The 25,696-nt window shown below is 42.5% G+C and carries 18 protein-coding genes; 10 read left to right on the forward strand and 8 right to left on the reverse strand.

The features are described 5' to 3' along the window. The first annotated feature begins 22 nt into the window (after window positions 1-22). From QQ041_RS11310 to QQ041_RS11320, 3 genes are all read left to right on the forward strand, one after another. Window positions 23-1,621, forward strand: a complete 1,599-nt coding sequence (locus QQ041_RS11310) for a BCCT family transporter (RefSeq protein ID WP_285953961.1) — start codon at window positions 23-25, stop codon at window positions 1,619-1,621. 271 nt (window positions 1,622-1,892) lie between these two features. Beyond that, a complete protein-coding gene (locus QQ041_RS11315) occupies window positions 1,893-3,464 on the forward strand; it encodes a BCCT family transporter (protein WP_048659559.1) in 1,572 nt (523 codons plus the stop codon). A gap of 296 nt (window positions 3,465-3,760) precedes the next feature. Further along, a complete protein-coding gene (locus tag QQ041_RS11320; protein ID WP_123283373.1) occupies window positions 3,761-5,644 on the forward strand; it encodes a methyl-accepting chemotaxis protein in 1,884 nt (627 codons plus the stop codon). A gap of 132 nt (window positions 5,645-5,776) precedes the next feature. Here the strand turns inward: QQ041_RS11320 and QQ041_RS11325 are convergent, their stop codons facing one another. The 4 genes from QQ041_RS11325 to trxB form a co-directional block, all read right to left on the reverse strand. After that, window positions 5,777-7,186, reverse strand: a complete 1,410-nt coding sequence (locus QQ041_RS11325; RefSeq protein ID WP_146489883.1) for a hypothetical protein — start codon at window positions 7,184-7,186, stop codon at window positions 5,777-5,779. 225 nt (window positions 7,187-7,411) lie between these two features. Beyond that, window positions 7,412-9,133 (reverse strand): cysteine/glutathione ABC transporter ATP-binding protein/permease CydC, encoded by a 1,722-nt coding sequence (cydC, locus tag QQ041_RS11330; RefSeq protein WP_285953962.1) that lies wholly within the window; start codon window positions 9,131-9,133, stop codon window positions 7,412-7,414. Then, window positions 9,126-10,910, reverse strand: coding sequence for a cysteine/glutathione ABC transporter permease/ATP-binding protein CydD (cydD, locus tag QQ041_RS11335; protein WP_285953963.1), 1,785 nt, complete (start codon window positions 10,908-10,910; stop codon window positions 9,126-9,128). The genes cydC and cydD overlap by 8 nt, the downstream gene beginning before the upstream one ends. Before the next feature lie 161 nt (window positions 10,911-11,071). Further along, window positions 11,072-12,031, reverse strand: a complete 960-nt coding sequence (gene trxB / locus QQ041_RS11340; protein ID WP_008223323.1) for a thioredoxin-disulfide reductase — start codon at window positions 12,029-12,031, stop codon at window positions 11,072-11,074. Window positions 12,032-12,344: 313 nt separating this feature from the next. Here trxB and QQ041_RS11345 point away from each other — a divergent pair, with 313 nt between their 5' ends. Further along, the gene (locus tag QQ041_RS11345; protein ID WP_285953964.1) at window positions 12,345-12,731 is read left to right on the forward strand and encodes a DUF6575 domain-containing protein; all 387 of its coding nucleotides are present in this window, start codon (window positions 12,345-12,347) and stop codon (window positions 12,729-12,731) included. A gap of 221 nt (window positions 12,732-12,952) precedes the next feature. On the opposite strand, the gene QQ041_RS11350 is transcribed toward QQ041_RS11345, so the two are convergent. Together QQ041_RS11350 and QQ041_RS11355 are read right to left on the reverse strand one after the other, a co-directional pair. Then, window positions 12,953-15,418, reverse strand: a complete 2,466-nt coding sequence (locus QQ041_RS11350) for a DEAD/DEAH box helicase (RefSeq protein ID WP_285953965.1) — start codon at window positions 15,416-15,418, stop codon at window positions 12,953-12,955. A gap of 1 nt (window position 15,419) precedes the next feature. After that, complete coding sequence (locus QQ041_RS11355) at window positions 15,420-16,178, reverse strand: hypothetical protein (protein ID WP_285953966.1); 759 nt, start codon at window positions 16,176-16,178, stop codon at window positions 15,420-15,422. Window positions 16,179-17,135: 957 nt separating this feature from the next. On the opposite strand from QQ041_RS11355, the gene QQ041_RS11360 reads away from it, so the two are divergent. Together QQ041_RS11360 and QQ041_RS11365 are read left to right on the forward strand one after the other, a co-directional pair. Further along, a complete protein-coding gene (locus QQ041_RS11360; RefSeq protein WP_186728011.1) occupies window positions 17,136-17,792 on the forward strand; it encodes a 2OG-Fe dioxygenase family protein in 657 nt (218 codons plus the stop codon). Beyond that, the gene (locus QQ041_RS11365; protein ID WP_285953967.1) at window positions 17,776-19,011 is read left to right on the forward strand and encodes a cysteine desulfurase-like protein; all 1,236 of its coding nucleotides are present in this window, start codon (window positions 17,776-17,778) and stop codon (window positions 19,009-19,011) included. Before QQ041_RS11360 ends, QQ041_RS11365 begins: the two co-directional genes overlap by 17 nt. Window positions 19,012-19,166: 155 nt before the next feature. Here the strand turns inward: QQ041_RS11365 and QQ041_RS11370 are convergent, their stop codons facing one another. Then, window positions 19,167-19,838 (reverse strand): type 1 glutamine amidotransferase domain-containing protein, encoded by a 672-nt coding sequence (locus tag QQ041_RS11370; RefSeq protein WP_285953968.1) that lies wholly within the window; start codon window positions 19,836-19,838, stop codon window positions 19,167-19,169. 205 nt (window positions 19,839-20,043) lie between these two features. Between QQ041_RS11370 and QQ041_RS11375 the strand changes: the two genes are divergently transcribed. Together QQ041_RS11375 and QQ041_RS11380 are read left to right on the forward strand one after the other, a co-directional pair. Further along, the gene (locus QQ041_RS11375) at window positions 20,044-20,928 is read left to right on the forward strand and encodes a LysR family transcriptional regulator (protein ID WP_146489889.1); all 885 of its coding nucleotides are present in this window, start codon (window positions 20,044-20,046) and stop codon (window positions 20,926-20,928) included. Window positions 20,929-21,230: 302 nt separating this feature from the next. Then, window positions 21,231-22,481 (forward strand): sensor domain-containing diguanylate cyclase, encoded by a 1,251-nt coding sequence (locus QQ041_RS11380; RefSeq protein WP_285953969.1) that lies wholly within the window; start codon window positions 21,231-21,233, stop codon window positions 22,479-22,481. A 110-nt stretch (window positions 22,482-22,591) separates the two neighbouring features. Here QQ041_RS11380 and QQ041_RS11385 read toward each other — a convergent pair whose 3' ends face one another. Next, a complete protein-coding gene (locus tag QQ041_RS11385) occupies window positions 22,592-23,416 on the reverse strand; it encodes a DUF2797 domain-containing protein (protein ID WP_285953970.1) in 825 nt (274 codons plus the stop codon). A gap of 303 nt (window positions 23,417-23,719) precedes the next feature. Between QQ041_RS11385 and QQ041_RS11390 the strand changes: the two genes are divergently transcribed. Next, entirely contained in the window at window positions 23,720-25,015 is a 1,296-nt protein-coding gene (locus tag QQ041_RS11390) for a GGDEF domain-containing protein (protein ID WP_285953971.1), read from the forward strand. 119 nt (window positions 25,016-25,134) lie between these two features. Beyond that, on the forward strand, window positions 25,135-25,485 hold the full coding sequence (locus QQ041_RS11395; RefSeq protein WP_017631289.1) for a GlpM family protein: 351 nt from the start codon (window positions 25,135-25,137) through the stop codon (window positions 25,483-25,485). Window positions 25,486-25,696 lie beyond the last annotated feature (211 nt).

Here is a 25,696-nt window from a genome sequence, read left to right on the forward strand (position 1 = left end):
CGCTGCAAATTAGAGAGGAAGCATGGAGCCTGTAAAAGATAGGTATAGTATTGAAAATACCGATTATACAGTAGGACAAGATAACGTTCAGAAATGGGGTTTTGATGTTCATAACCCAGTATTTGGAATCAGTGCAGGGGCGATCATTATCTTCCTGTTGGCACTTCTAGTCTCAGACCCTGAAACCGCAAAAGCGGCGCTTGATGGAATCAAATGGAAAGTCATCGGTAACTTCGATGGTTTCTTCATGTGGGCAGCAAACATCTTCGTTATCTTCTGTTTTGCCCTCATTGTCTCCCCGTATGGCAAGATACGTATTGGTGGCAATGATGCCAAAGCAGAGCACTCAAACCTATCTTGGATGTCGATGTTATTCGCCGCGGGAATGGGTATTGGCCTAATGTTCTGGGGTGTTGCTGAACCAGTGGCTTACTTCACTGGCTGGTATGAAACGCCATTAGGTGTTGAAGCTTACTCTCCTGAAGCGGCGAAGTTAGCGCTCGGCGCGACCATCTACAACTGGGGTCTTCACGGTTGGGCGATTTACGCTGTTGTTGCTTTGGCGCTTGCTTTCTTCACCTTCAATAAAGGTTTACCTCTATCAATCCGCTCTATTTTCTACCCTATCTTAGGTGATAGAACTTGGGGTTGGTTTGGTCATATTGTTGATATCGTTGCTGTGCTTGCAACACTGTTTGGTCTTGCAACTTCATTGGGTTTAGGTGCTCAACAAGCAACAAGTGGTATTAACCATGTATTTGGTACCGATGGCGGTATTGGCATGCAACTGGGTGTTATCGCAGTGGTCACTTTCTTAGCAACAATGTCCGTTGTTCGTGGCATCAATGGTGGCGTAAAAGTACTAAGTAACGTCAACATGCTGGTTGCTTTGGGCTTGCTTATCTTCGTAACCATCGCTGGTGGCATGGCGGGTATTAAAGCTATCCCAACCGCTCTAATGGGCTACATTGAAAACTTCATTCCTTTAAGTAATCCTCATGGTCGTGATGATGAAACGTGGATGCAAGGTTGGACGGTATTCTACTGGGCGTGGTGGATGTCTTGGTCTCCATTCGTAGGCATGTTCATCGCTCGTATCTCTAAAGGTCGTACGATTCGTGAATTCATCGTTGCTGTATTGTTCATCCCAACGACAGTAATCATCATCTGGATGGCTATTTTTGGTGGTATCGCGATTGATCAAGTGGCGAACAAGGTGGGTGAGATTGGTGTGAATGGTCTGCAAGATATTACACTTTCTCTTTTCCATACTTACGATGCACTGCCAATGAGCTCTGTGCTTTCAGTGGTATCGATTGGGTTGATTATGGTGTTCTTTATCACCTCGTCTGATTCAGGTTCATTGGTTATCGATAGTATTACCTCTGGCGGTAAAGTCGATGCCCCTGTTCCACAACGCGTATTTTGGGCGTTGATGGGCGGTGCGATTGCAGCGGTTCTATTGTGGGTTGGTGGTACGGAATCTATTCAAGCATTACAAGCTGGAACGGTATCAATGGCGCTACCATTTGCCTTCATATTATTGCTTATGTGCCTAAGCTTATTGTTAGGTTTACGAACTGAAAATCAATTGGTTAAGCATCAAAATGCTTTGAGTTAAAAGTATTTTTGATAAAAAGGTCGGCATAGTCGGCCTTTTTTTCGTCATAAACTTGAGTAATTACGTGAATTTTGTTTGTAATTTCATCGAACCGATTCTGGTTTACTGAAAACAACAAGTTAACCTGCTAAACTTCAGACATCCAAGTATTTGAATTATTGTGACAACAACTTGTACTACTTGGATTGTATGTTCGAGTTTGTAATTAAGTCGCAGGTAAGTAAGGGATACGAGGTCAATAGACCCTATTAGTATTCCGTAGAGAGGGATAATGACTAAAGGTATAGATAAATACAGTATCGACAGTACGGATTACACTGTTGGTCAAGATAACGTCCAAAAATGGGGTTTTGATGTTCATAACCCAGTATTTGGTATCAGTGCGGGACTTATCGCCTTATTCTTGATCGGTGTTCTACTTACAGATACCGCTTCAGCAAAGGCAGCACTAGATGGTGTTAAATGGCAAATTATCAATTCATTTGATTGGCTGTTCATCTGGTCCGGTAACATTTTCGTTATTTTTTGCTTGGGCTTGATTGTTTCTCCATTTGGTAAAATCCGCCTAGGTGGCGTTGATGCAACCGCTGATTACTCATTCATGTCTTGGTTGTCCATGCTGTTCGCTGCAGGTATGGGTATCGGTTTGATGTTCTGGAGTGTGGCGGAGCCAGCTGCTTACTACACAGGTTGGTATGAAACGCCGTTAGGTGTTGAAGCGAATACACCAGAAGCGGCTAAGCTAGCACTAGGTGCAACCATGTATCACTGGGGACTGCACCCTTGGGCGATTTATGGTGTAGTGGCATTGTCACTTGCTTTCTTCTCTTACAACAAGGGATTACCTCTTTCAATTCGTTCTATCTTTTACCCAATCTTAGGTGATAGAGCTTGGGGCTGGGCAGGTCACATTGTTGATATTCTTGCAGTTCTTGCAACCCTATTCGGTTTGGCGACATCGCTTGGCCTAGGTGCACAACAAGCGGCAAGTGGTATTCAGCATGTATTCGGTATTGAAGCGGGCTTAGGGCTGCAAGTCATTGTCATTACAGTGGTGACTTTATTAGCGGTTGTCTCCGTACTTCGTGGTATTGATGGTGGCGTTAAAGTTATCAGTAATATCAATATGCTAGTAGCTTTCTTACTGCTGATCTTAGTTGCGCTAATCGGTTATGCAGTGACGCTGGGTTCAATCCCAACAACATTGATGGCATATATCGAAAACATCATTCCGCTGAGTAACCCTCACGGCCGTGAAGATGAAGCTTGGCTACACGGTTGGACGGTATTCTACTGGGCTTGGTGGATCTCATGGTCACCATTCGTAGGTATGTTTATCGCTCGTGTTTCTAAAGGTCGTACGGTTCGTGAGTTCATCACAGCAGTACTGATTGTACCGACTACCGTGACTATCATTTGGATGTCAGTGTTTGGTGGTATGGCGATTGACCAAATCGTGAATAACATTGGTATTCTTGGTCAAGAAGGTTTAACCGATGTATCGCTAGCGATGTTCCAAATGTTTGATGTATTACCATTTGGTACTCTGCTTTCAATCATTGCGGTTGTATTGGTTTTAGTCTTCTTCATTACATCGTCTGACTCAGGCTCTCTAGTAATCGATAGCATCACCGCGGGTGGTAAAGTTGATACGCCTGTGCCTCAACGTGTGTTCTGGGCGTTCCTTGAAGGTGCGATTGCTGTCGCTCTATTGTGGGTTGGTGGTACTGAAGCAGTACAAGCTCTGCAAGCGGGTGCAATCTCGACGGCATTGCCATTCACCATCATTCTATTACTGATGTGTGTGAGCTTGCTAATGGGTATGCGTACAGAAAAACGCTAGGCTTTCTAAGCTAAAATCTACTGCAATTTATACGCAGTAGAGCGGTAAATAATATGAAGGCAGAAGAGGAAACTCTTCTGCCTTTTTGTTTTTTTACCGTACTAAATCTGACATTATTTCTAATAATCACATAGTAAATAGCGCCTTAAATTTGGCGACAAGCCAAGGAATTGACATTAGGTAAGCTTATGGTTTGCTTAAAATTATATTCCGATATTAAATTGTGAAATCGCTCGAATTTAATACTGATATTGGGTAGTATGCGCGGGATTTCCCACCACTCGTGAAACTTTGACATGAAACTAACACTAAAGCAGAAGTTGATAGGTGCTAGCCTATCTGCTGTTGTCGTTATGGCTACAGCGTTGACTTGGTTGTCAGCAAACCAATTATTTGAACAGACTCGTAATGGCGTATACCTACGAGCTGAAAGCGTATCTGAAGCAGCATCTGAAGGTATTAAGAACTGGATTGATATCCGTACCGATATCGCATCAGCATTTAATGAGTTTTCACGAGAAAGTGATGTTGTTCCTTTCCTCAAGCAAGCTCGTGTAGCGGGTGGCTTTGACGATATCTTTTTAGGTACTCCAGAAGGCGGGATGTACCGTTCACACCCTGAACGTAATCGTGCAGATTACGATCCTCGTCAACGTCCTTGGTACCAAGAAGCAAACGCTGCAGGTAAGCAAATCATCACCACTGCTTACCAAGATGCGATTACTAAAGCGCTTCTAGTAACGATTGCAGAACCGGTTCGCCACAACGGCCAACTTGTTGGTGTTGTTGGTGCAGACGTACTTATTGACCAATTGGTTAACGATGTAATCAGTCTTGATGTTGGTGACAATGCATACGCAATGCTAATTGATGCCTCTGACGGCACATTCCTAGCTCACCCAGATTCAGCATTAAGCTTGAAGCCGGTAAGCCAACTTTCTAATGACATCTCTATGCCTATTATCGAGAACGCAGTGCGTACGGGTAGTATCGAGATCATCAAAGAGCGCGGTGCTGAGAAGCTGCTTTACTTCACGAAGGTACCTAACAGTAACTGGATCTTCGCGGTTCAGATGGACAAAGCAACAGAAGAAGCGAACCACTCAACGCTACTTACTCAGCTGATCATCACTGCTGTAATTATCACGCTAATTGTAATCGTACTTGTGTCTTGGTTAGTGAGCTTCCTATTCCGCGACCTAAACCGTGTTTCAGCTGCTCTTGAAGAAATTGCTTCAGGTGAGGGCGACCTTACTCAACGTCTTGAGCCTAAGAGCGACGACGAAATTGGTCAGCTTGCTGCAAACTTCAACCGTTTTGTGGGCAATATGCACACCATGGTGATCAAGCTAAGCGAAGTATCTGCTGCGCTGGGCAACCAAGCACGTCAAACGGCTTCTCAAGCTGAAGAACGTAGTGCTCGTATCCAAATGCAACAAGACGAGATCAACATGGTAGCAACAGCCGTTAACGAAATGGCTGCAGCAACACAAGAAATCGCAGGTAACGCAGACCACACAGCTCAGAACTCATCTGAAGCGGTTGGTGCGTGTGAGCACGGTACTGGTCAGGTGACACAGACGCAAAGCTCTATCCAAAACCTTGCTCAAGAAGTTCAAATTGCAACGAACGTGATTCTAGAACTTGAAGAGCACGGCAACAGCATCAACGCTATCCTGTCTAACATTCAAGGTATCGCTGAACAAACGAACCTACTTGCACTTAACGCCGCTATTGAAGCAGCGCGTGCCGGTGAGCAAGGTCGTGGTTTCGCGGTAGTAGCGGATGAAGTTCGTGTTCTGAGCCAACGTACACACGGTTCAACGCAAGAAATTCAACAAACGATTGAGTTGCTGCAAGGTACAACAGGCAAAGCGGTTAACATCATGAACGATAGCCGTACTCTTGCTGAAACCAGTGTTGATGACGCGAACTCAGCGGCTGCAAGCCTGACGCAAATCCATGCTGCTGTTGAACGCATCAGCGACATGGCAACACAGATTGCTTCAGCTGCAGAAGAGCAAGCGTCAGTAACGTCTGAGATCACTCGTAACACTGAGGGAATCCGTGACGTATCTAACGAGCTAGCGGACGAAGCACACCAAGCTGCAGAGCAAGCTGCGCAGCTTTCTGAACTGTCTCACGAGCTAGAAAGCGAAATCAGCCGCTTCAAGCTGTAAGCGCTTAGCGAACAGTGATTAATTTGGTCCCTAAAACGTACTAAGTTAATCCGCGAGAACGTTATTTAAAAGCCGAATGTGAATACCACATTCGGCTTTTTTGTGCGTGCTAGTCAGAGTTATGAACCCCAGCTAGTTGTTCGGGTAACCTGGGAACTTAGCTTTAAGAGCCGCACGAGTAGGGAAGTACTGCTCCATAAATGTAACCATCGCAGGGTCATTAGCTTGTAGCTCTGTGAAAGTTGCAGAACTTAATTCTTGGGCGCTGTAACCCTTATAGTTCAGGTCGTAGTAGGCATAAAGAGAGTAGGCTAGGTACTCTTGGTCGTATGACTCAGCGTCTAAATCAGCTTCGACAATCGTTGAGTCTTTACCGTTAGGAAAGTAAGAGCCTGCAAGAATCGCTTTTTCATTGAGCTCATCGAGTTCTTTTTGCATTATTCCCCATTTCGATGAAGATGATTGTACCGCTAAGTTCATCACACCGTAATCGTGAACAAAGTGAATAATCTCTTCGAACGCAGCGTCTCTTTGAGTCACTAAGTCAGGCTTGTTTTCGCCAGTCGATGTGTCAGTTGTTTCTGTCGCAAACAGATCTTGGAAACGGTAATGTTCATCTAAGAAGTCACCTCCATCTCTGTCAGACCACTCATCATCGTAAAAGAATCCCATGGTAGCTTTACTGTCGTAAATAGCCTTAGTTACTTCTGCTGGGAAGCTATCTAGGTAGTACTGCATGATGTTCTTAACGTGAGCGACTTTTGCTGCACCGTTATTTTTTGACTGGTCTTCAATCAACAGTGGAATCTTATAACCGTGTGCTTCTACGCATGTGCGTTGCTTGATGCCATTGGCGAGCAAATCACCTGTGGTATTTGTGATAACAGAACAGTCGTTAGTTGGTACACGAGCGAACACCTCAGAATTACTTTGAGCGAAGTACGGTACAAATTGAATGCCATTACTTAAAGTGTTACCGACACGAACATAAAGGTTCATAGGTCTCATTTGGTCGATATTAAATTTGATGCCACTGTTATCAATAATGAACTGCTTATTGATAGTCACTGTATCCGCTTTTTTCCATCGAATGACGTTGTTTATGTTGTTTTCGACCTCTGCGATAGCAAGCATTTCAGGTGTCGTTGTTGAGTTAAAGTTTTCGTAGTAAATATCGAAGTTTTCAACGCTAAACGTTTTTCCTGCAGAGTTTGTTGCCGTTACTGAAAAGGTAATATCAGCATCGTTTTGGGTTTTGTAATTGCGCTCAGGAATACCGTGAACTTGCGCGAAATTACCACTCGCTTTTTGTGTATTACCATACTGAGTAATATCAATGTTCACGTTTTTGTCTGTACCCGCAGCAATCGATTTTACGCTGAATTGCAGTGAGTAATTACTTCCTAAGTTAACCACTGAGCTAGCGCTTGATGCGTCGATGACATTCTTTGATGCGTTGGTGTTATTACCGTCGTTGCTTCCGCCACAAGCGGTAAGCATCGCTGTAAAAACAAGAGTTGGAATAGTGAGTTTGTGTACCATAGGAGACCACGTTATCTGCAAGCTATAAAGCCTGCATGTTACAAGAAATGGCGTTTGCTCTTGGTAAGCTATTGTAAGTTGTGTATTGATTGTACTTACAAATGGTTGGGATGTTATTTCTTAGGGTTATCATTCGGCAGCTGCTCGATACTCGAATCACAGACAATAAAAAAGCCCGAGCATGGACTCGGGCTTTGAATGGTTTTTTTATAACTTATGAAGGAGCTAGATTGCCTGGCGAAGTTGGAAGTAACGTCCTTCTTCGTTTAACAGCTTCTCATGGGAGCCATGTTCAACAATCTCGCCTTGTTCAATCAGAACAATCGAATCCATAGATTCCAGACCAATCAAACGGTGCGTAATGAAGATAACCGTCTTGCCTTCAAAATGCTTCTCAAACAGTGCCATGATGCTCTGTTCAGTTTGCTTATCTAAGCCTTCTGTTGGCTCATCGAGAAGCAGAATAGGGGCATCATGAAGAATCGCACGTGCGATACCAATACGGCGCTTCTCACCACCAGACAGTTGACGACCACCGTCACCTAACCAACTATCAAGCGCGTTATTCTCAAGCAGCTTTTCTAGGCCAACGTCTTTAAGGATGTTAGCTAGGTGATCATCATTAGCGTCTGGTTTTGCAATCAACAAGTTGTCGCGTAACGTGCCGTTTAAGATGTCTACACGCTGGCTTACCACACTGATTGATTCACGCAGTTGTGACTCGTTCCATTGTGTCAGCTCAATGCCTGCGATAGAGATGTAACCCTTTTTAGGATCCCAGTAGCGAGTTAGCAGCTGAATCAGTGTCGACTTACCTGAACCCGTTTGACCGACAATCGCTACTTTGTTGGTTGCCGGAATCGTTAGGTCAACAGCGTTCAGAACGCTGCGCTCAGAGTCAGGATAGTTGAACGTCACGTTTGAGAACGTAATATCAAGCGGCTTGTTGATGTCCAGTTTCTCTTCCGCGAACTGAACTTCAGGCTCTGACAGAATGACTTCATTCAAGCGACGCGCTGAAGACAGAGTTTGACCTAAATGCTGGAATGCGCCTGCGATTGGCATTAACAATTCAAAACTTGCCATAGTTGCGAACGCCATTAGCGCGATGAACGGGTCTGGTGCATTGCCACCCACGCCATCAGCCGCAAGCCAAAGCATTAGAACCAGCGTTAAACCGTTGAACAGCATTAGCGCAGCTGAAGCCATACCGGTTAGGTTAGCGTTTACAAACTGGTTCGCCATCAGCTTGTGTTGGGTTTCTAGAATCGCATTACGGTAACGCTCTTCCGCACCAAACAGAGTCAGTTCGCTGTAGCCTTCAATCCAATCTAGTGTCGTTACACGAAGGTCTGCTTTGTTTTGTGTAAGCTCGCCACCGTTACGTTTACCCAGCTTGTAGAACAAGATAGGCCAAACCAACAGCATGATCAGAAGGATAGAACCTAAGATCAGGCCTAGCGAGGTATCAAACCACATCAAGAACAGCGTCAGGAAGAAGATACCCAATACACCAACCGTCACAGGGCTTACTAAGCGCAAGTAAACGTGGTCCATTGCGTCGACATCAGCAACCAAGCGGTTAAGTAGGTCAGCGTCACGAAGGTTTGAAATACGACCTGGGATCAGCGGAGCCAGCTTCTTGAAGAAGAAGATACGCAGATCAGTTAACAGTTTGAATGTTGCATTGTGGCTGACAACACGTTCACCCCAGCGACCCGCAGTACGGCTCATCGCCAAACCACGCACACCACCACCCGGTAGCATGTAGTTGAAGGTTTCACGCGCAATCGTAAGGCCAGCAACCGCAGAAGCTGAAATAAACCAGCCTGATAGCGTTAACAAGCCGATAGAAGCCGATAGAGTAGCAAAAGCCAATAGCATGCCTAGCGATAGGCCAAACCAATGCTTTTTATAGAGTTTCAGGTAAGGCAGTAAATCACGCATCTAAATTACCCTTATTATCTTGTTGAGCTAAGTTCGCGTTTAGCATCTCTTCGAATAAACCACCCGCAGTTGAAAGCTGAGAGTAATGACCTTGTTCCACAAGACCACCATCGCGCATAACCAGAATGTTATCGACCGATTGAAGAGGAGCAAGTTGGTGCGTCACAAGCAGGGCTGTGCGGCTTTCGATATTGCTATTAATGCCTTTCATCACTAACTGCTCACTGCGAGTATCTAGGCTGGCAGTGGGTTCATCGAGCAACCAGAATTGGCCGTCTTGAATCATTGCGCGAGCGAGTGCCAAACGTTGAGATTGACCAACAGACAGGCCACCTGAGCGATCAGAAATCATGTAATCTAAACCATGCTCGTTTACGAATTCGTTAGCAAATGATTGCTCAAGCGCGTTTTGGACAACTTGGTCAGTGATATCATGTTTACCTAGAGTGACGTTGTCACGAATGCTGCCGTGCAACAACAATGGGTTTTGACCAACCCAACTAATCGTTTTACGCCAAGAGGCTAAGTCGAGGTCACGTAATTCAACACCATTGATTTTCAAGCTTCCTTCATAAGGCATGAAACCAAGAATCGCATTGATCAAACTTGTTTTACCCGCACCACTTGGGCCAACTAACGCAGTTGACTGGCGAGTGTTCAGTGCAAACGAGATAGGGCCAACCAATTGAACACCTTCAGGGCTTAACACTTTGAGATCTTGAGCTTCAATATTGATGCCTTGAGCTGGATCGAGTTGAGTGTCGCCTGATTTAACCTTAGTGATGTCGGTTTCTAGAAACTCGACAATACTCTCAGCCGCGCCTACAGCTTGTTGCTTCGCGTGGTAGAACGTACCTAAGTCACGCAGAGGCTGGTAAAACTCTGGCGCTAAGATAAGGATAAACAAACCAGCGAATAGCGTAATGCCTGCACCGTAATGACCGAAGTTAAGCTCACCAATGTAGGTGAAACCAAAGTAAACTGCCGTCATCGCAATAGAGATAGACGTGAAGAATTCAAGCACAGCAGAAGACAAGAAAGCGATCTTCAATACATCCATAGTACGCGTTCTGAACACTTCAGATGCACCTTTAAGTACTTCTGTTTCAGCGCTAGTACGGTCGAAAAGACGGATGGTTGTCATTGATTGCAAACGGTCGTAAAAGTGACCTGAAAGACGCTGCAGCGCTTTGAAGTTTTTACGGTTTGCATCAGCCGCTTTCATACCAACAAGTGCCATGAACATCGGCACCAGTGGAGCAGTAATCAAGAAGATCAGTCCTGCTGCCCAGTTTACTGGGAACACCACAACCAAAATAATGAATGGAATCATTACCGACAGAGACATCTGAGGCAGGTAACGAGAGAAGAAATCTTGCATGTCTTCTACTTGTTCTAACAACAGCGTTGCCCACGTACCGGCAGGTTTGCCTTTAATGTAAGCAGGGCCTAACTCGCGTAACTTATCAAGGATGAGTTGCCTGATGTAGACACGGATCTGTTCACCACAGCGATAACCTGCGATTTCACGTCCCCATGTACAGCCCGCACGGCCAACGACCGATAATGCCAAGCCTGCGAAATGACCAACCAGTTCAGATTTATCGACATTCTCGATGATCAGTTGGTGAAGAATAGAGGCGAGAAGAGCTGCTTGAGCAATTAAAAACACGCTTGAAAGTACGCCAAGGCTAATCGCAATCATAAGCCAGCGTTTCGCTAACTTACTCTGTTGCTTAAGCCACTTGTTCAAGCTGCGTTGTTTTTTCTTATCCATTATGAAGGCTTAATGATAATTATTATTTGTTGAGGGCGGCTAGTATACAAAAGAAAGCCCAGTGGATATACCACTGGGCTCTAGGGATTTACAACAAAATGTGATGACGCCCTGCATCTACTAAGGCGAGAGCACCGATAATCAAATCCGCAATCTCAGATTTACTTATCGTTAAGGCCATCTAGGAAGCGTTCAGCATCCAGAGCAGCCATACAACCCGTGCCAGCAGAAGTGATTGCTTGGCGGTAGTTGTGGTCCATTACATCACCTGCAGCGAATACGCCTGGGATGCTGGTTTGTGTCGCGTTACCTTCAAGACCAGACTGAACGATGATGTAATCGTCTTTCATATCCACTTGGCCTTTGAAGATTTCAGTGTTCGGTTGGTGACCGATAGCGATGAACGCGCCCATTACGTCGATATCTTCTGTCTTGTCAGACTGAGTATCTTTAATACGAACGCCCGTTACGCCCATATCGTCACCTAGAACTTCGTCTAGCGTGCGATCAGTGTGAAGAACAATGTTGCCGTTCTCTACTTTGTCCATTAAACGTTTCACAAGAATCTTTTCAGCGCGGAACGTATCACGACGGTGAATTAGGTGAACTTCAGACGCGATGTTCGATAGGTAAAGTGCTTCTTCAACCGCTGTGTTACCACCACCCACAACCGCTACTTTCTGGTTGCGGTAGAAGAAACCATCACATGTAGCACAAGCAGAAACGCCGCGGCCTTTGAATGCTTCTTCAGACTCTAAACCTAGGTATTTAGCTGATGCACCTGTTGAGATGATCAACGCATCACACGTGTACTCGCCAGAATCGCCTTTAAGACGGAAAGGGCGGTTTGATAGGTCGACTTCGTTAATGTGGTCGAACAGGATCTCTGTTTCAAAGCGCTCTGCGTGCTCTTTCATGCGATCCATTAGAGCTGGGCCCGTTAAACCTTCAGCATCACCCGGCCAGTTTTCCACTTCTGTAGTGGTTGTAAGCTGACCACCTTGCTGCATACCCGTAACAAGTACTGGGTTTAGGTTTGCACGAGCAGCGTAAACTGCAGCTGTATAGCCAGCAGGGCCAGAACCAAGAATCAATAAATTACAGTGCTTTACGTCGCTCATGAGGACTCCGAAATTGAAATTGTTTTTATTTATAATCGCTTAGGATTGTATGGAAAATATGGAGGCAATAAAAGTGTAAACAAGGGCTGAAGTGTAATTAATCGTTATAGGTTAGAACTTAATCGAGACAAACGTTTTCGTGGCTTAAAGATCGGCGAAACCATCATCTTCTTCAAGGATTGTTGCTGCCGACTTTTTGGTTTCTAACGACCATATCAAAATACGCTAAAATAACTGTATATAAAAACAGTATTTAATTATAAGATTACACGCAACGTTTGGTAGGCAAAGTTAGAAAGATGAGGAACGAGCAATGAACTTACTCCCAACAGGCACACAGCTAGGTAAATTGGAACTACTGGAAGTATATCAAGACGTCTTAGGGCCGAAGTGTTTCTCGGTTAAGAATGAAAATACCCAAAGGTTTATGGTGTATTGGAGTGGGGACTCCGACAACGGCCAGTGCATTAAGTGGGCTTACATTCCGGTAACCAAACCATTGCTGGCCAGTTTGCTGAACAAAGAAGTGAGCTTTCACGATGCGTTCCACCGTTCAGACAAGCTTTACCTAGCGACTATCTATACAAACGAAGTAGGGAAGCCCGCGAAAGTCGAACTGCTAAACACAACAAACAAGCACTTAGTCAACCTACCGCCCGTTGATTTTGAAATCGACCTTGAAGAAGCTTGTGTGTTTTAGTGGGTGCAAGAGGGGGGTAAGTTCTGATGAGCTAAATGGACATAAATGTGTTTGTGGCTTTGCTAAATTAGCTAAAAGAAGCTTAGGGAAAGTCAGGGAAACCTTATCAAGAAGCGACCTCATTCTTCAAAGTTGTCCATCGAGCTTAATGAAACATGCTCTTGTAGGCTATAGGTATACCTTTTTAAAAGGTATACCATCTAAAGTTACTAGCTAGTTAACTATATATCGATATATTTACTGACCTCAAATTGAATGAGATCATCTTGTTTTACAAGATAATCTCTAAATTTTTGGTTGTGTTCTATAATACCAAACTCGTTTATTGTTAGATTGACAATTTGATTGTCCCTATCCAATTTATTAATCAATGAACCACTCAATCCAATTTTTATAAATTCAGAATTGGACTTTTTTGTAGTCCCATAAATGTGCAACTCGTATTCTTTCTCATTTATTAGATCTAATTCAAATAGAATATTTACATACTCATTTAGAGTGTATGAAACAAAGTCACTCTCAATTTTTATTTTAACTAACGCAATATTTACCAACTCTTTATGACTTTTCTGTGAAAGGTCTATATAGACATTATTGCCATAAGAATCATATTCACTACTTTTAGGTATTTCTCCATAAGAGCTGCCTATAAAAAACTCTTTCCCTGTTTTAGAACGTCGAATTGAATAAAAATATTTAACAGTATCCGATATATGCTCTTTTAATGTTAGTCTATGGAGATTTTCGGTAAACATCTTATAGAATGATCTAGCTTTTGGGTGTTTTAATCGAGAAAATTCCGCGTTGGAAATGTAAGATTCAAAGCCATCAATGAAAAATAAATATATTTTATCTATCACCGAAGTTTCAAGCCAGTTTTTGTTTTTGACTATTTCATTGATTCTATTTTCTAGTTTTTCAAATATTGAGTCAGAGTCATAATATGCAGATGAAAGTGCAGATTCCATTAATACTCTTCTAACTTTTGAACTTTCATCATCTTCATTGAAAACTAGGAAATCTTCTCTTTCTATTATTTCTTCCATAGTTTTTATTTTTGACTCAATCTTGTTAACATTATGAATGTCTGATTTGTTTTGAGCCCTATGCAATTCGTTTTTTATATTGTCAAAACTAAAATTAAGTAATAGCGGGTTCTTTACTACATCTTTAAAAAATCCACTTTTGAGAAGCTGTATCTTATTTACCATATTGCCTTTCTTTCCGTTAAATTCAATTGAGTTAACAAAATGAACAGAAGGCAATAACTTCCTTAAAGACTTGTTTTCTTTGTCAAATACTTCATTAAGTCTGTTAACTCTACCAATTAAATTGGTTAATGACTTAGCATCCAAGTTATATGTGTTTAATATGAATAAGTTATCTACTGGGAGGTTAACTCCTTCCAGTATAACCGAGTTAGCAACAATGTAATTTATCTCTTTTGTATGAGTGAATTTATATTCCAAATATTCTTTTATCAGATCAGGTAATTTACCATGTAAATAAACTAATCCTTTTTTCACATAATCAACACAATAGAAATCATTATGCACATTTTTGGAAATAACATCTGAAAGATCTAGGAGTTCTTCAGAGTTGATAGTTTCCAGTTTACTGTCAAGGTATACTGCTAACTGCTCTACCTTTTTTGGGGCTCTAAGATAAATAAAGTTCTTTTCTTTTTTATTTTCAATAATATAATCAATAAAGCTATTACTACTTCCAGAGCGGTAGAATTGGTTCAAGAAACGATTATACTTATGTATCTCTCCATTGTTTTTATACTCACTAATATCAGCTTCTTTAATGTTGTTTATAATTCTTCTTTCAAAAATATCTTGTTTATTTGAAACTTTTAAATTTCCAATTTCAGAGATTAAGGGAGACAAATAATAGTTTCTAGATTTAGGGTTTCTTTGTCTGTTTCGTCTAATTAGCCTCGTTAATAGTAAGCTTCTTCCATCCATCTCAAATAAGTTATGGGCTTCATCAACGATTAAAATATCGAATGACATATTTTTGTCTTTTAATAGACGAAGAGCTCTCTCTTGAGTGAAAATAGAAATAAAACTATCAGATCCATCATACATTTCATCATGAAATATTATATTCTCGAAAGGAAAGTTTGACTTCATTAACTTATAAGTTTGTATAAGTAAAGACTTAGTAGGAACTATTATAGCAACCTTACTAATTTTCTCTTTATTTATAATCTCAACAATAAGTGAGCTTTTACCAAAAGATGTAGGTGCCACATAGCAATTTTCTTGTTCATAGCTACTAACAATTTCTTCTCTAGATTGTCTTTGTTCATACGTTTCAAAAACATTACCATGTTTAAATTTGTCTAACTGATAGTCTAGAGAGAACTTATTAAAATTTTGTTCTTCAGATAAAATATTATTCAATATATACTTTGAAATGGGATATAAGCCAAAGTTTGCACTAGCATCTAATAACGGTTCATAATTGTTATTATTTATTGCACATTTTAGCGTGATGTAGTATGCCAATTGAAAGTAAGGAGATTTTCTGTTGTCTCCTGCATACTCATTAAAAAACAAAATGGCACACGACAAGACAAATTCAAGCTCCTCACTACTTAGATCTATATTTAAGGACATTTTCCTCATTGATTCTGAAAATATTCCAACATCCTTCAACCAACTAAAACTTGATGCCATTCTATTTACCTAAATAATCAAAAAATATTTCTATACTTTCTTTAGTAACACAGACCGCTTTTACTGTATTACCGGAAAATTTTGATATGAATTCATAATCAACTAATATTTCACTTGTCATTCCATTGTCCCACGCCCCATCTAAAAATATTGTAGAACATGGGATGATATTAAAATCTTTAATATTAGAATAATCACCTAAGTCAAAGTTATCCTGCAATTTTTTAATCTTTTTTCTTATTGATTTTTCTGTGCCCACATCTACATGAGATGCATGGTTATATGCGTTCTTCCAAGGATTATTTTTACCTTTTTCACTTTTACCTGATACATAGTTTTCTAGGTCTGAATAAGCCGATTTTAATTTATCTTTATGTGATATTTTTTTACTTTTAATTGAACCTGATTTACTTTCTAACAAAAATGTATTTGAATCCTTGGAGAAAAAACCATCAAACCCTTTTTTTATGGACCCTTCCTCTAAATTAAAAAATAAAAACTCCTGCTTATACCCATTCTCTTGCAGATACAAGTGAACAAAGAATTCCGCAATAGCTCCCATTTTCGTATTTTTTCTTTTATCTTCAAAAAAATTTCTAAGTCTAAGTTTAACTAAACTCAGTTCACTATCCGAATCACCTTCACATATGGCTACCAAAAACTTATCGAGAAGTTTTTCAAGGTTCCCATCTATTGTAGGTATGTCAATAACATGAAGTTCACATTGAGGAGATAGTGTTTTTATTTCTGACGGAAGCATTTTCAATCCTACAGTAGGGGTTAATTTACTTTTCTATCAATAAGTTATGGTTAAAGTATGACAACTAAAAATACATTAAAGAGGATTGGTAAACAATGATATCGCTGCTTAAATGAGAAACATATTTCGGAATGACGAGGGCGGGTTTTATGTTTGTCTTGACTAGTTAAAGTATCGTAAATATTGATATTGAAAAATTAAATTTAGGTTACATTAACTCGCTTTATTGCATTGTCGTATTATCTAAGAACATTAAACATTTGTGAACACCTACTGATGCTCTGGGCTGTCAAAAATACTAAGTAAATTCTCTTTGCAATATTCCACTTCAAGCAATCCACATCAACAGCAACATCAATTCGAATTAGGTGTACACCTTTTAAAGCTGAGTGTTTTCGTGACCAAAAGATCAGTAGAACCGCTGTGTGAAAGAAAATTGAATTGAGGGCGGCCGAGTTCCCCCCGAACTCGACCTGTTCCAGACGCGCAAGCAAAGGCGTGTGGATTCTGGCGTACTCATAAATTAACCAATTTCAGTTTGTTGTGTAAATAATCAATAGCTTGGCAACTGATAGGTAGGTCGTATTTCGTTGTGCAAAAGCATAGAAATGAATGATGACGAGTGTGATGCCTGAACTCATGCAAGGAGGCTGGCGTATTGAAGCGAAAGGGCTGACACAATATGAAATATCACTTGCCAGTTAATAATATCGTTAAATTTAAATTTTTAGGGATTTATAACTAGCTAGTGGAGTGTGCTAGTTTTAAGAGTTGGTCATCTTTTATTCTGGTGTTATACACTGCTTTTGATTTTAAAGTTTGTTTTACTATCTGAATTTTTATTTCTGACGGGATAAATGATTGTTTATTGTTGATTTGGCAAGATCTTCAAGTATCCTTTATGTAAACAAAACGTTAAATATCGAAAGTTAATTAACAATCATTAAGGAGTCGATGATGTTACATGCTCACGAAAATACCCTACATATTACCCACCTCAGTAACCACGCAATTGAGGAGTTGTCACCGTCATTCTCTAAGCTTCCAAGTACAGAGCACGCGGATGGTCAGTTTCGATTGAGAAGGTACTCGGTGGTTCAATTCAGTAATGGACAAGTCGTAGAGCTAGACAAACATAACTTTGTTCAGTCTGAAGACATTAATCACTTTCAAGGTGACGTTGTTCGCCAATTCGAGCCAATTGAAGCACCAATTCTAAGCAGCGAAGGCATGCAAGAGATGTGTGAACTGTTTATTGAAACCAATGGGCTTGAAGACGGACAAGAAATCGAAATCCACCAAATTCGTATCGCTGCCATTTTTGAAGAGACGCAGGTTGCACCAGAAGGTGTTCACCAAGATGGCTTCGACCACATCGCTTTAATTGGCGTTAACCGTCATAACATTGTGGGTGGCGAAATCATGCTGTACCAAGACTCACATGAAGCACCGTTCTTTAGAAAAGTGCTGGAAGACGGTGAAGTCGCAATGCTGGCCGACAGCAAGCTTTGGCACAACGCACAACCGATTCGTACCATAGACCACGATGAAATGGGCTACATGGATGTGTTTGTTCTAACGGCTAAGGATGCGCGCAATGTCCTTCACTCTTAATGATGTGCGCCAGCAGTTTAGCGCGCTAGGCCAGTACCATAACGGTAAGCCGGTGACCTTTTTTGATGGGCCGGGTGGCTCTCAGGTTCCTGAAAATGTTTTAGCATCCATGACGGAATACCTTGGGCACTTTAATTCAAACCTCGGCGGTCACTACTTTTCTAGCCAAAAGACGACAAGCTTAATGCAGCAAGCGCGAGAAGCGGCGCAAGCACTGCTTAATGCGGAGTCTTCTGGCAACGTTGTGTTCGGCGCGAACATGACATCGCTGACCTTCCAATTGAGCCGAGCGATTAGCCGCGATTGGCAAGTTGGCGACGAAGTGATTGTTACTGCACTAGACCACTACTCGAATGTATCGAGCTGGCAACAAGCAGCAGACGACAAAGGCGCGATTGTCCGCCAAGTTCGTGTAGACGAGTCGGATTGCAGCCTAGACATGGCACACTTTGAGTCTCTGTTAAATGAGAAGACCAAGCTGGTTGCTGTGACCTTTGCTTCGAATACCACAGGCTCGATTGTCGACATGGCGAAAGTTATTGAGCTTGCACATCAGCACGGTGCGCAGGTTTATGTCGATGCGGTTCACTACGCTCCTCATCACTTGATCGATGTTCAACAACTCAATTGTGATTTCTTAGCGTGCTCGGCTTATAAGTTCTTCGGCCCGCATGTTGGCATTGTATACATTGCACCTCAATGGCTGCATACGTTAAAGCCATACAAGGTTGAGCCTGCAACTAACATTGGCCCAGGCCGATTTGAAACTGGAACACAAAGTTTTGAAGGCCTTGCTGGTGTGATTGCGGCGGTGGATTATTTAGCGCAGTTTGGTGAGCCAACAGATTCATTGCGTTCTCGTTTAGAGCAAAGCTACGCGCTGTATAATAAGCATGAAAGCCAGTTGAGCGAGTACTTCCTAAAACGCTTGGCCGATCTGGAAGGGGCAAAACTCTATGGTAAGACGGAGTTTGATTCGAACCTAAGAACACCAACGTTTGCCATCACCTTTGATAACCACTCTCCAGAGTTCATCGCTAAGAAGTTGGGTGAGCATAATATCTGTGTGTGGAACGGACACTTCTACGCGCTAGGTTTGGTGAAGCAGTTGGGTATTGAAGAGCAGGGCGTGGTGCGTATTGGTTGTATGCATTACAACTCGATTGAAGAGATCGACTTGCTGTTCAATGTGCTTGAAGGGATCATACGAAGCCACTAGCAGAAGTAATTAGCAAGAAGTCGCTAGCACTTAATCGCGACAGAATTAGAAAAGAGCATACTTCTCTCAAAAATATTGAGTAGGAAGTATGCTCTTTTTCGTTTCACCGTACTTATTTGGTTAGCGCCAGTGCTCTAATCAAGACAGCTACTCGACTAAGAAAGCTGCTCAACAATCGCTACACCCACTGCGTGTGCGCTAGTTGGGTTCTGGCCTGTAATTACTCGCTCATCAACAATCACAAGCTCTTGCCAAGGTTGAACCTTGTTGAAACGTGCTGCGCCACGAGCAAGCGATTCTTCTAGTAGAAACGGAATGTCATTGATGGTACCAAAGTCGATCTCTTCTTCACGTGTAAAGCCAGTCACCGATTTAGAGCTTAGTAGCTTCTCGCCGTTGCTCAGTACGATAGGAAGTAGGGCAGCAGGGCCGTGACATACTGCAGCGACAATGCCACCCTCTTCATAATGCTTTGCTGCGATGCTAGCGAACTGTTCATTGGTTGCTAAGTCTGAAAGTAGACCAAAACCACCTGGGTAGAAGATAGCGTCGTAGCTTTCTGCATTAATTTGGCTTACTGGAATCGTGTTGTTGATGCGGTTTTGGAAATCATCATCCGCCAAGATATCAGCATTAACCGTATCTCCCTCAATATCCGTTCCGTAGAGTGGGGCTTTGCCACCATTGATAGAAGCGATATCGTATTCGAATCCAGCAGCCATGATCTCTTTAAGAGCGTGGGTAAGTTCTGGAGCGTAAGTACCGTTAGCTTGGTCTGTATCGCCAAGTGTTGCGTGGTTAGTTACTGGAATTAGTATTTTTTTCATGATTCATCCCTTTGAGCTGCTGTTTTTATTTAGGTGCTGACGCTTTTCGTTAAGCGCTGACGCTTAGTGCTAGGTATCGTGTTGTTACTTAGCTATCGCCGTCTTGTTGTATCTAATACTAGTTCCAAACCAATTAAGTGATAATATGCAAAATAGGCAAAACATTGTTGCTATATAGCAAAGATAAAATACGAGTAGATTAAGTATGGATAGCTTTGAAGGGATTAATGAATTTGTTGCGGTTGCTGAGTGTCACGGCTTTTCAGCAGCCGCCAAGCAGTTAGGTTGCAGTACCAGCCATGTGAGTCGGCAGGTTTCAAGGTTGGAAGAGAGAGTGGGAGTGGCTCTGCTTGCGCGTTCAACAAGGTTGGTTAGCCTGACTGAGTCTGGCCACACTTATTATCAACAGTGCAAAGACTTAGTGATTGGGTTGCAACAAGCGAATGAACAAGTTACGTCTCAGCAAGCTCAGCTTAGCGGTACTTTGCGTGTCAGTGCTGCAGGTGCATTTGCAGAAAACCATGTCGCGGCAGCACTGATGGAATTTGCGAAAGATCACCCCGATCTGACCATTGAAATGAACTTCAACACCAAGATGGTTAACTTCATCGAAGATGGTATCGACTTCGCCATTCGTTACGGACGGTTGGATGATTCCGGTTTGGTGGCAAGAAAGCTTGTCGATCGCCCAATGGCGGCTGCAGCCAGTAAAGACTATATAGAGCAATTTGGTACGCCAACTCATCCAGAACAGCTAAAAATGCACAGCTGTATTATCGCCAACAGTGACCAATGGTTATTCGAGAAAGAGGGAAAACCGTTAAATGCAGTACGAGTTCATGGGCGCTGGCGCAGCAACAATTCGAGCGCAGTACTGAAAGCATGTGAAGAGGGGCTTGGTGTTGTCTACCTTCCCAAAAGCAGTTTCAATGGCGGTCTGACTAATGGAAAGCTTGTCCCAGTACTTGAAGAATATTGGGGAGCAGGAACCAGCAGTTGGGTCGTATATCAAAACCGCCGTTTTTTACCCCAGAGAGCACGACTGGCGATCGACTTCTTAATCTCCTATTTTTCGGATTGGAATGAATAGCGAACAAGTTTTAGTCGGTGAATACTAGCTCAGTAACTTAGATTTAAGCCGAAAGCAGAAAAGGTAATGCTTACATAGATATACATTATCTTTTTTTGTTTTTTGACGCGCGTAATCAGATTGAGATGCTTGTCTACTTTTGGTGACTCGTGTAAGCGATTGAATTGTAGAGAAGCCACCAACAGTACGATATACTAGATATTATATTAATGTCCCTAGCGCGTAATAGATTATGTGGAAGCGTTGGCAGGATGTGTTCTTATGCTCCAGTGATGAAGTGTAGCTAGAGTACGGAGTTGGCAATGTCTTCAATAAATTTCGAATCCACGTACGGTGTAATAACTATTCAAGATATGAATGTAGTTAGTGTTGATGCTAATTATGCTCGTATTTATGGATATCAATCACCAGAAGAACTACTTTCCAATATAGATAGCTTTCTCGATCTCATACCTGAAGAGTTTCACGTTCTCGCTTACCAAAATTACCTTGAAACCGTCAGTGGTCAACGCGACCCTCAGGTCCACACTTATACCAATGTTGATCGCAATGGTAGAGAGTTCACCGTGTTTTCTATCGACCATGTAACGGAGTGGCAGGGAAGACCGGCACTTCAAGTCACGGTTATCGATCTTTCCCCAGCTATTCAGCTACAAAATGCAGTGCGTGAACAAGACAAGATGTATCAAGATATGATTATGCAATCAGGACAGGGCATTTTGGTTCATCGAGATTTCAAACCTCTGATGGTCAATCAATCGTGGGTCAAATTACAAGGTGGCACTTCCATAGAGCAAGTATTAGCGCTGGATTCGATCCTCGGATTGGTGCCACAGCAGAATACAGACGGTATCAGTAAACATTATCACGCGATTGTGTCGGGGGAGTTGTCGGGGACCAGCACGGTGGTCGAAAACATTGGCTTCGACGGTGTTCATCGATTCTTCAATATTTACGACAATGCCATTATATGGAAAGGTCAGCCCGCGGTTCAGGTTGTGCTTGAAGATGTGACGCAAAAGGTGATGTTGGAAAAGCAGTTGGTTCACCAAGCGAACTACGATGAAATGACGGATCTGCTCAATCGTAGGGCGATTTACGAATGGCTAAGAGAGCATATTATCTCTGAAAATTACCTCGTTTGTATGCTGTTGGATATCGATGATTTTAAGTCGATTAATGATACTTTCGGTCACATGGTGGGCGATGAGGTGATTTGTGCTTTGGCTAACATCACCAAGCGCAATGCCGAGAAAGTCGGAGGAGTGGCGGGCCGTTGGGGTGGTGAAGAATTCATTATATTTATCCCACATGCCTCTCTTGAAACTGCGCGCGAGGTTTCAGAACAAATTCGTCAAGAGTTCAATCAAGCCGAGTTCAAAATCGATGAGAAGGTTCGATTTAATGTGAGTGTCAGTATAGGAATAAGTGATAGCCGAGCCTGTGAAGACGGTGTCACTATTGACGCACTCGTGAACTTAACCGATCAATCTCTCTATCGCGCGAAAGCAAACGGCAAGAACTGTGTCGATGGAGATGTGGTCGCGCTCTAGTCTTTGTACGTTACTTTATTAAAGCTGATCGTCTCATCTGAAATGAAAAATGCCCTGAAGCAGAAGCCTCAGGGCATTTTTGTATCTCACTTGTGATGGCGCTCTGCTGATTAAGCAGAAACCTCAACTTCGTAAGAACCGAATTTACGGATGTTAATCACACCAGTATCCAAGATAAGGTATTGACCTTTAATGCCTTGAAGTACACCAGTCACTTCAGGGTTCTTATCAAAGTTGTGCGATACAATCTTCACTGGGTGCTGTTCAACGGGGTAGCTCAGTGAAGTGATGTTTTCGCTCAGAATCTCGATAGCATCGTCGCCAAACTTTGCTCTGATCTCTTGGATTTTATCCTCAGCCAATGGCAATAGTTCTTTGGCTTTTTCTACCAATTCCATATCGTCACCGTCGCCTTTTAGTAGCGTGCGCCAGTTGGTTTTGTCAGCAATGTGCTTTGCTAATTCAACTTCGATCAGGCCAGAAATCTGACGTGTTTTTACCTTCAAGATAGGTAAACCTTGAGTCGCGCCCTGGTCAATCCAACGGGTAGGGATTTGAGTATGGCGAGTGATACCTACCTTTAGGCTTGATGTGTTCGATAAGTAAACGAAGTGATCAACCATGCAGTTCTCTTCGCCCCATTGAGGCTCACGACAAGTGCCTTCATCGTAGTGGCAAGTCTCTGGTTTCATGATGCACATGTCGCAGCTTGCTAGCTTTTTCATGCACACAAAGCAGTGGCCTTGAGAGTAGCTTTTCTTGGTTTTCTTACCACACGAGCAGCAAAAAATATTGCCAGTGTGAGTGAGGTTGATGGTTTTACCAATCAGAGGGTTTAGCTCTACAAACTCTTCGCCTACAGGCAAACGGTAGGTAACCGCGCCATCAAGGGAAGCACTCATCTTTTTGAGTGTTCCTTTTGCTAATAAAGACATGACATTACTCGTTGTATTTTGATTATTATTTCGTCGACTCGATTGCGCTGTGAGCAGGCAGTACGGTTAACGATGATTATGCGATGAGTATAACAAATGGTACCTGTTTTTATACGCAATATTACTTGATTCTCGATGTAAATAATCTGAATGAAATATAGGCATAAAAATATAGTATGACATTTTGTTCAGCCGTGATATAACGTTTTTTAGTGATTTATTGGCATCAAGATCACTAATTTATCTGACTTGTTTTTTATCGTGAAATCCCAACTATAGGGATCTTAAGCCGGAAGCTTAGACGTGAAGTGGATCCATAAGATTGTTATCTTTCTCGTTATCGCAACGCTTGCCATTGTGCAGTATTACCGTGTGAGCGGAAATCGTGTGATAACAGCAATAACCCCTGATAAATATGAATTTATCGCGACTAGCGATCGAGTTGATAAGGGCGTTAGTACATCCCAATTATCCTACGAAAATGGGCAGTATATTCTCGACTGTGAACTTAAAGAGTCGGAATATCCTTGGCCTTATTGCGGCCTGTCGATTCGTATCAATCCAGACATTACCGAAGGCCTTGATCTCTCTCAGTATCACACCTTTAGAGTCAATATTGATTACCATGCGGAGGCTGACTCAAGCGGCCGTTTGAGAACCTACCTACGTAACTACAACCCTGCTTATTCAGTTCCGGATAACGAGTACACACATAAGTACAACGGAATGGAGTTTTCTCCAGGAATCGATGGTGGTGTGATTGAGATTCCGATTAAAAACCTGCAAGTGATGACATGGTGGTTGGCGGATAACGACATTGCGTTAGAGCACTCAGCACCTGAGTTTTCGAATGTGAATATGGTTGAATTTGCTACTGCATCTGGTGCAAAGCTTGGCCACCATCGAATTGTTATCCGTAGTATTGAGTTCGAGGGATCTTATATTTCAGGCGAAAGCTTGTTCCTTATTTTACTGTTTGTTTGGGTTGGAACAGGCAGCGTATTTTTGGTATCAGAATTACATACTTCCAGAAAGCGCATGGTGATCGCAGAGAAAAGACATCATCACTTAAAGAACGTCAATCGAGCATTGAGAGAACAGAATTTCGAATTCTCGGAAATGGCTCATCGAGACGAATTAACTGGAGTTTTAAATCGTCACGCTATTCGTGATTGGCTAAAAATGCAGTCTCAGCAGGTTAAGCAGGGGCATGGAAAGCTAAGTATGTTATATCTTGATATCGACTATTTCAAGAGCGTGAATGACAAGTACGGACACCAAATGGGCGACGATATTTTACGAGAGTTCAGTATGGTGGTCGGCAGTTCGATCAGCGCTTCCGATAAGTTGGTGAGGTGGGGTGGTGAAGAGTTTATTGTTTTTTGTCCGGAGACTGATCTTGGCGAAGCACAACGAAAGGCTGAGAAAATCCGACTCTTAGTCAGCCAGCACCTTTGGATTCATGGCGATCCCCTGACATGCAGTATTGGTGTTGCTGAGATGAAACAAGAGCGAGTGACAGAGACCATTGCTCGCGCTGATGAAGCTTTATATCAAGCGAAGCATTCAGGTCGAAATCAGGTGATCTTGAGTCACTAATCTGAAAATTGTTTTGATTAGTTTATAAGCCACGCGTGCATATGTGACGTGTGGCGTTTTTATGGCTGATAGATGAGTTTACCCTCTAGAGCCTTTGTTTGTTTGGAAAATGTACAAAAATGATTTCTCTGTTCTTTAAATGCTTGCTGGGTGCAGCTGCGGTTTTGTTGATTGCGCTATTGTCGAAGAGTAAGAGCTTCTACATCTCTGGTTTAGTGCCGCTGTTTCCGACCTTTGCTCTGATTGCTCACTACATTGTCGGCACGGAACAAACCATGGTGGAGTTACGTACCACAGCGCTGTTTGGTCTGTTTTCGCTTGTGCCGTACGCCGCTTATCTTGGCGCAGTGTATGTGTTCAGTTATCGTTATAACTTGGTGTCGACTCTCTCGTTAGCGACCGTAGTGTGGGTATTGTGTGCTTCGATGTTGCTGCTAGGTTGGACGCGTTTAGTGCCAAGTGCGATTTAATGCTGTTGTTCTGAAGAGCGGTGAGCGGTTTGATTTAGCCAATAAATAGCCAAAACAAAAAAGTGGCGCGGAGCCACCAAAAGGGAAAAGCGTTTCTTTTTTTATGTGCTCGTTCAGTGGTGACTTCATACTAAGTGATAGTTTCAAACTGAGCGGGCATTTTTGTACTGGTTGAGCTGGGGGAAACTCAACCAGTTTAGGGGAGCATTCC

Source organism: Vibrio sp. TMPB1044 (assembly GCF_030442075.1).
Taxonomy (GTDB): Bacteria; Pseudomonadota; Gammaproteobacteria; order Enterobacterales; family Vibrionaceae; genus Vibrio; species Vibrio satsumensis.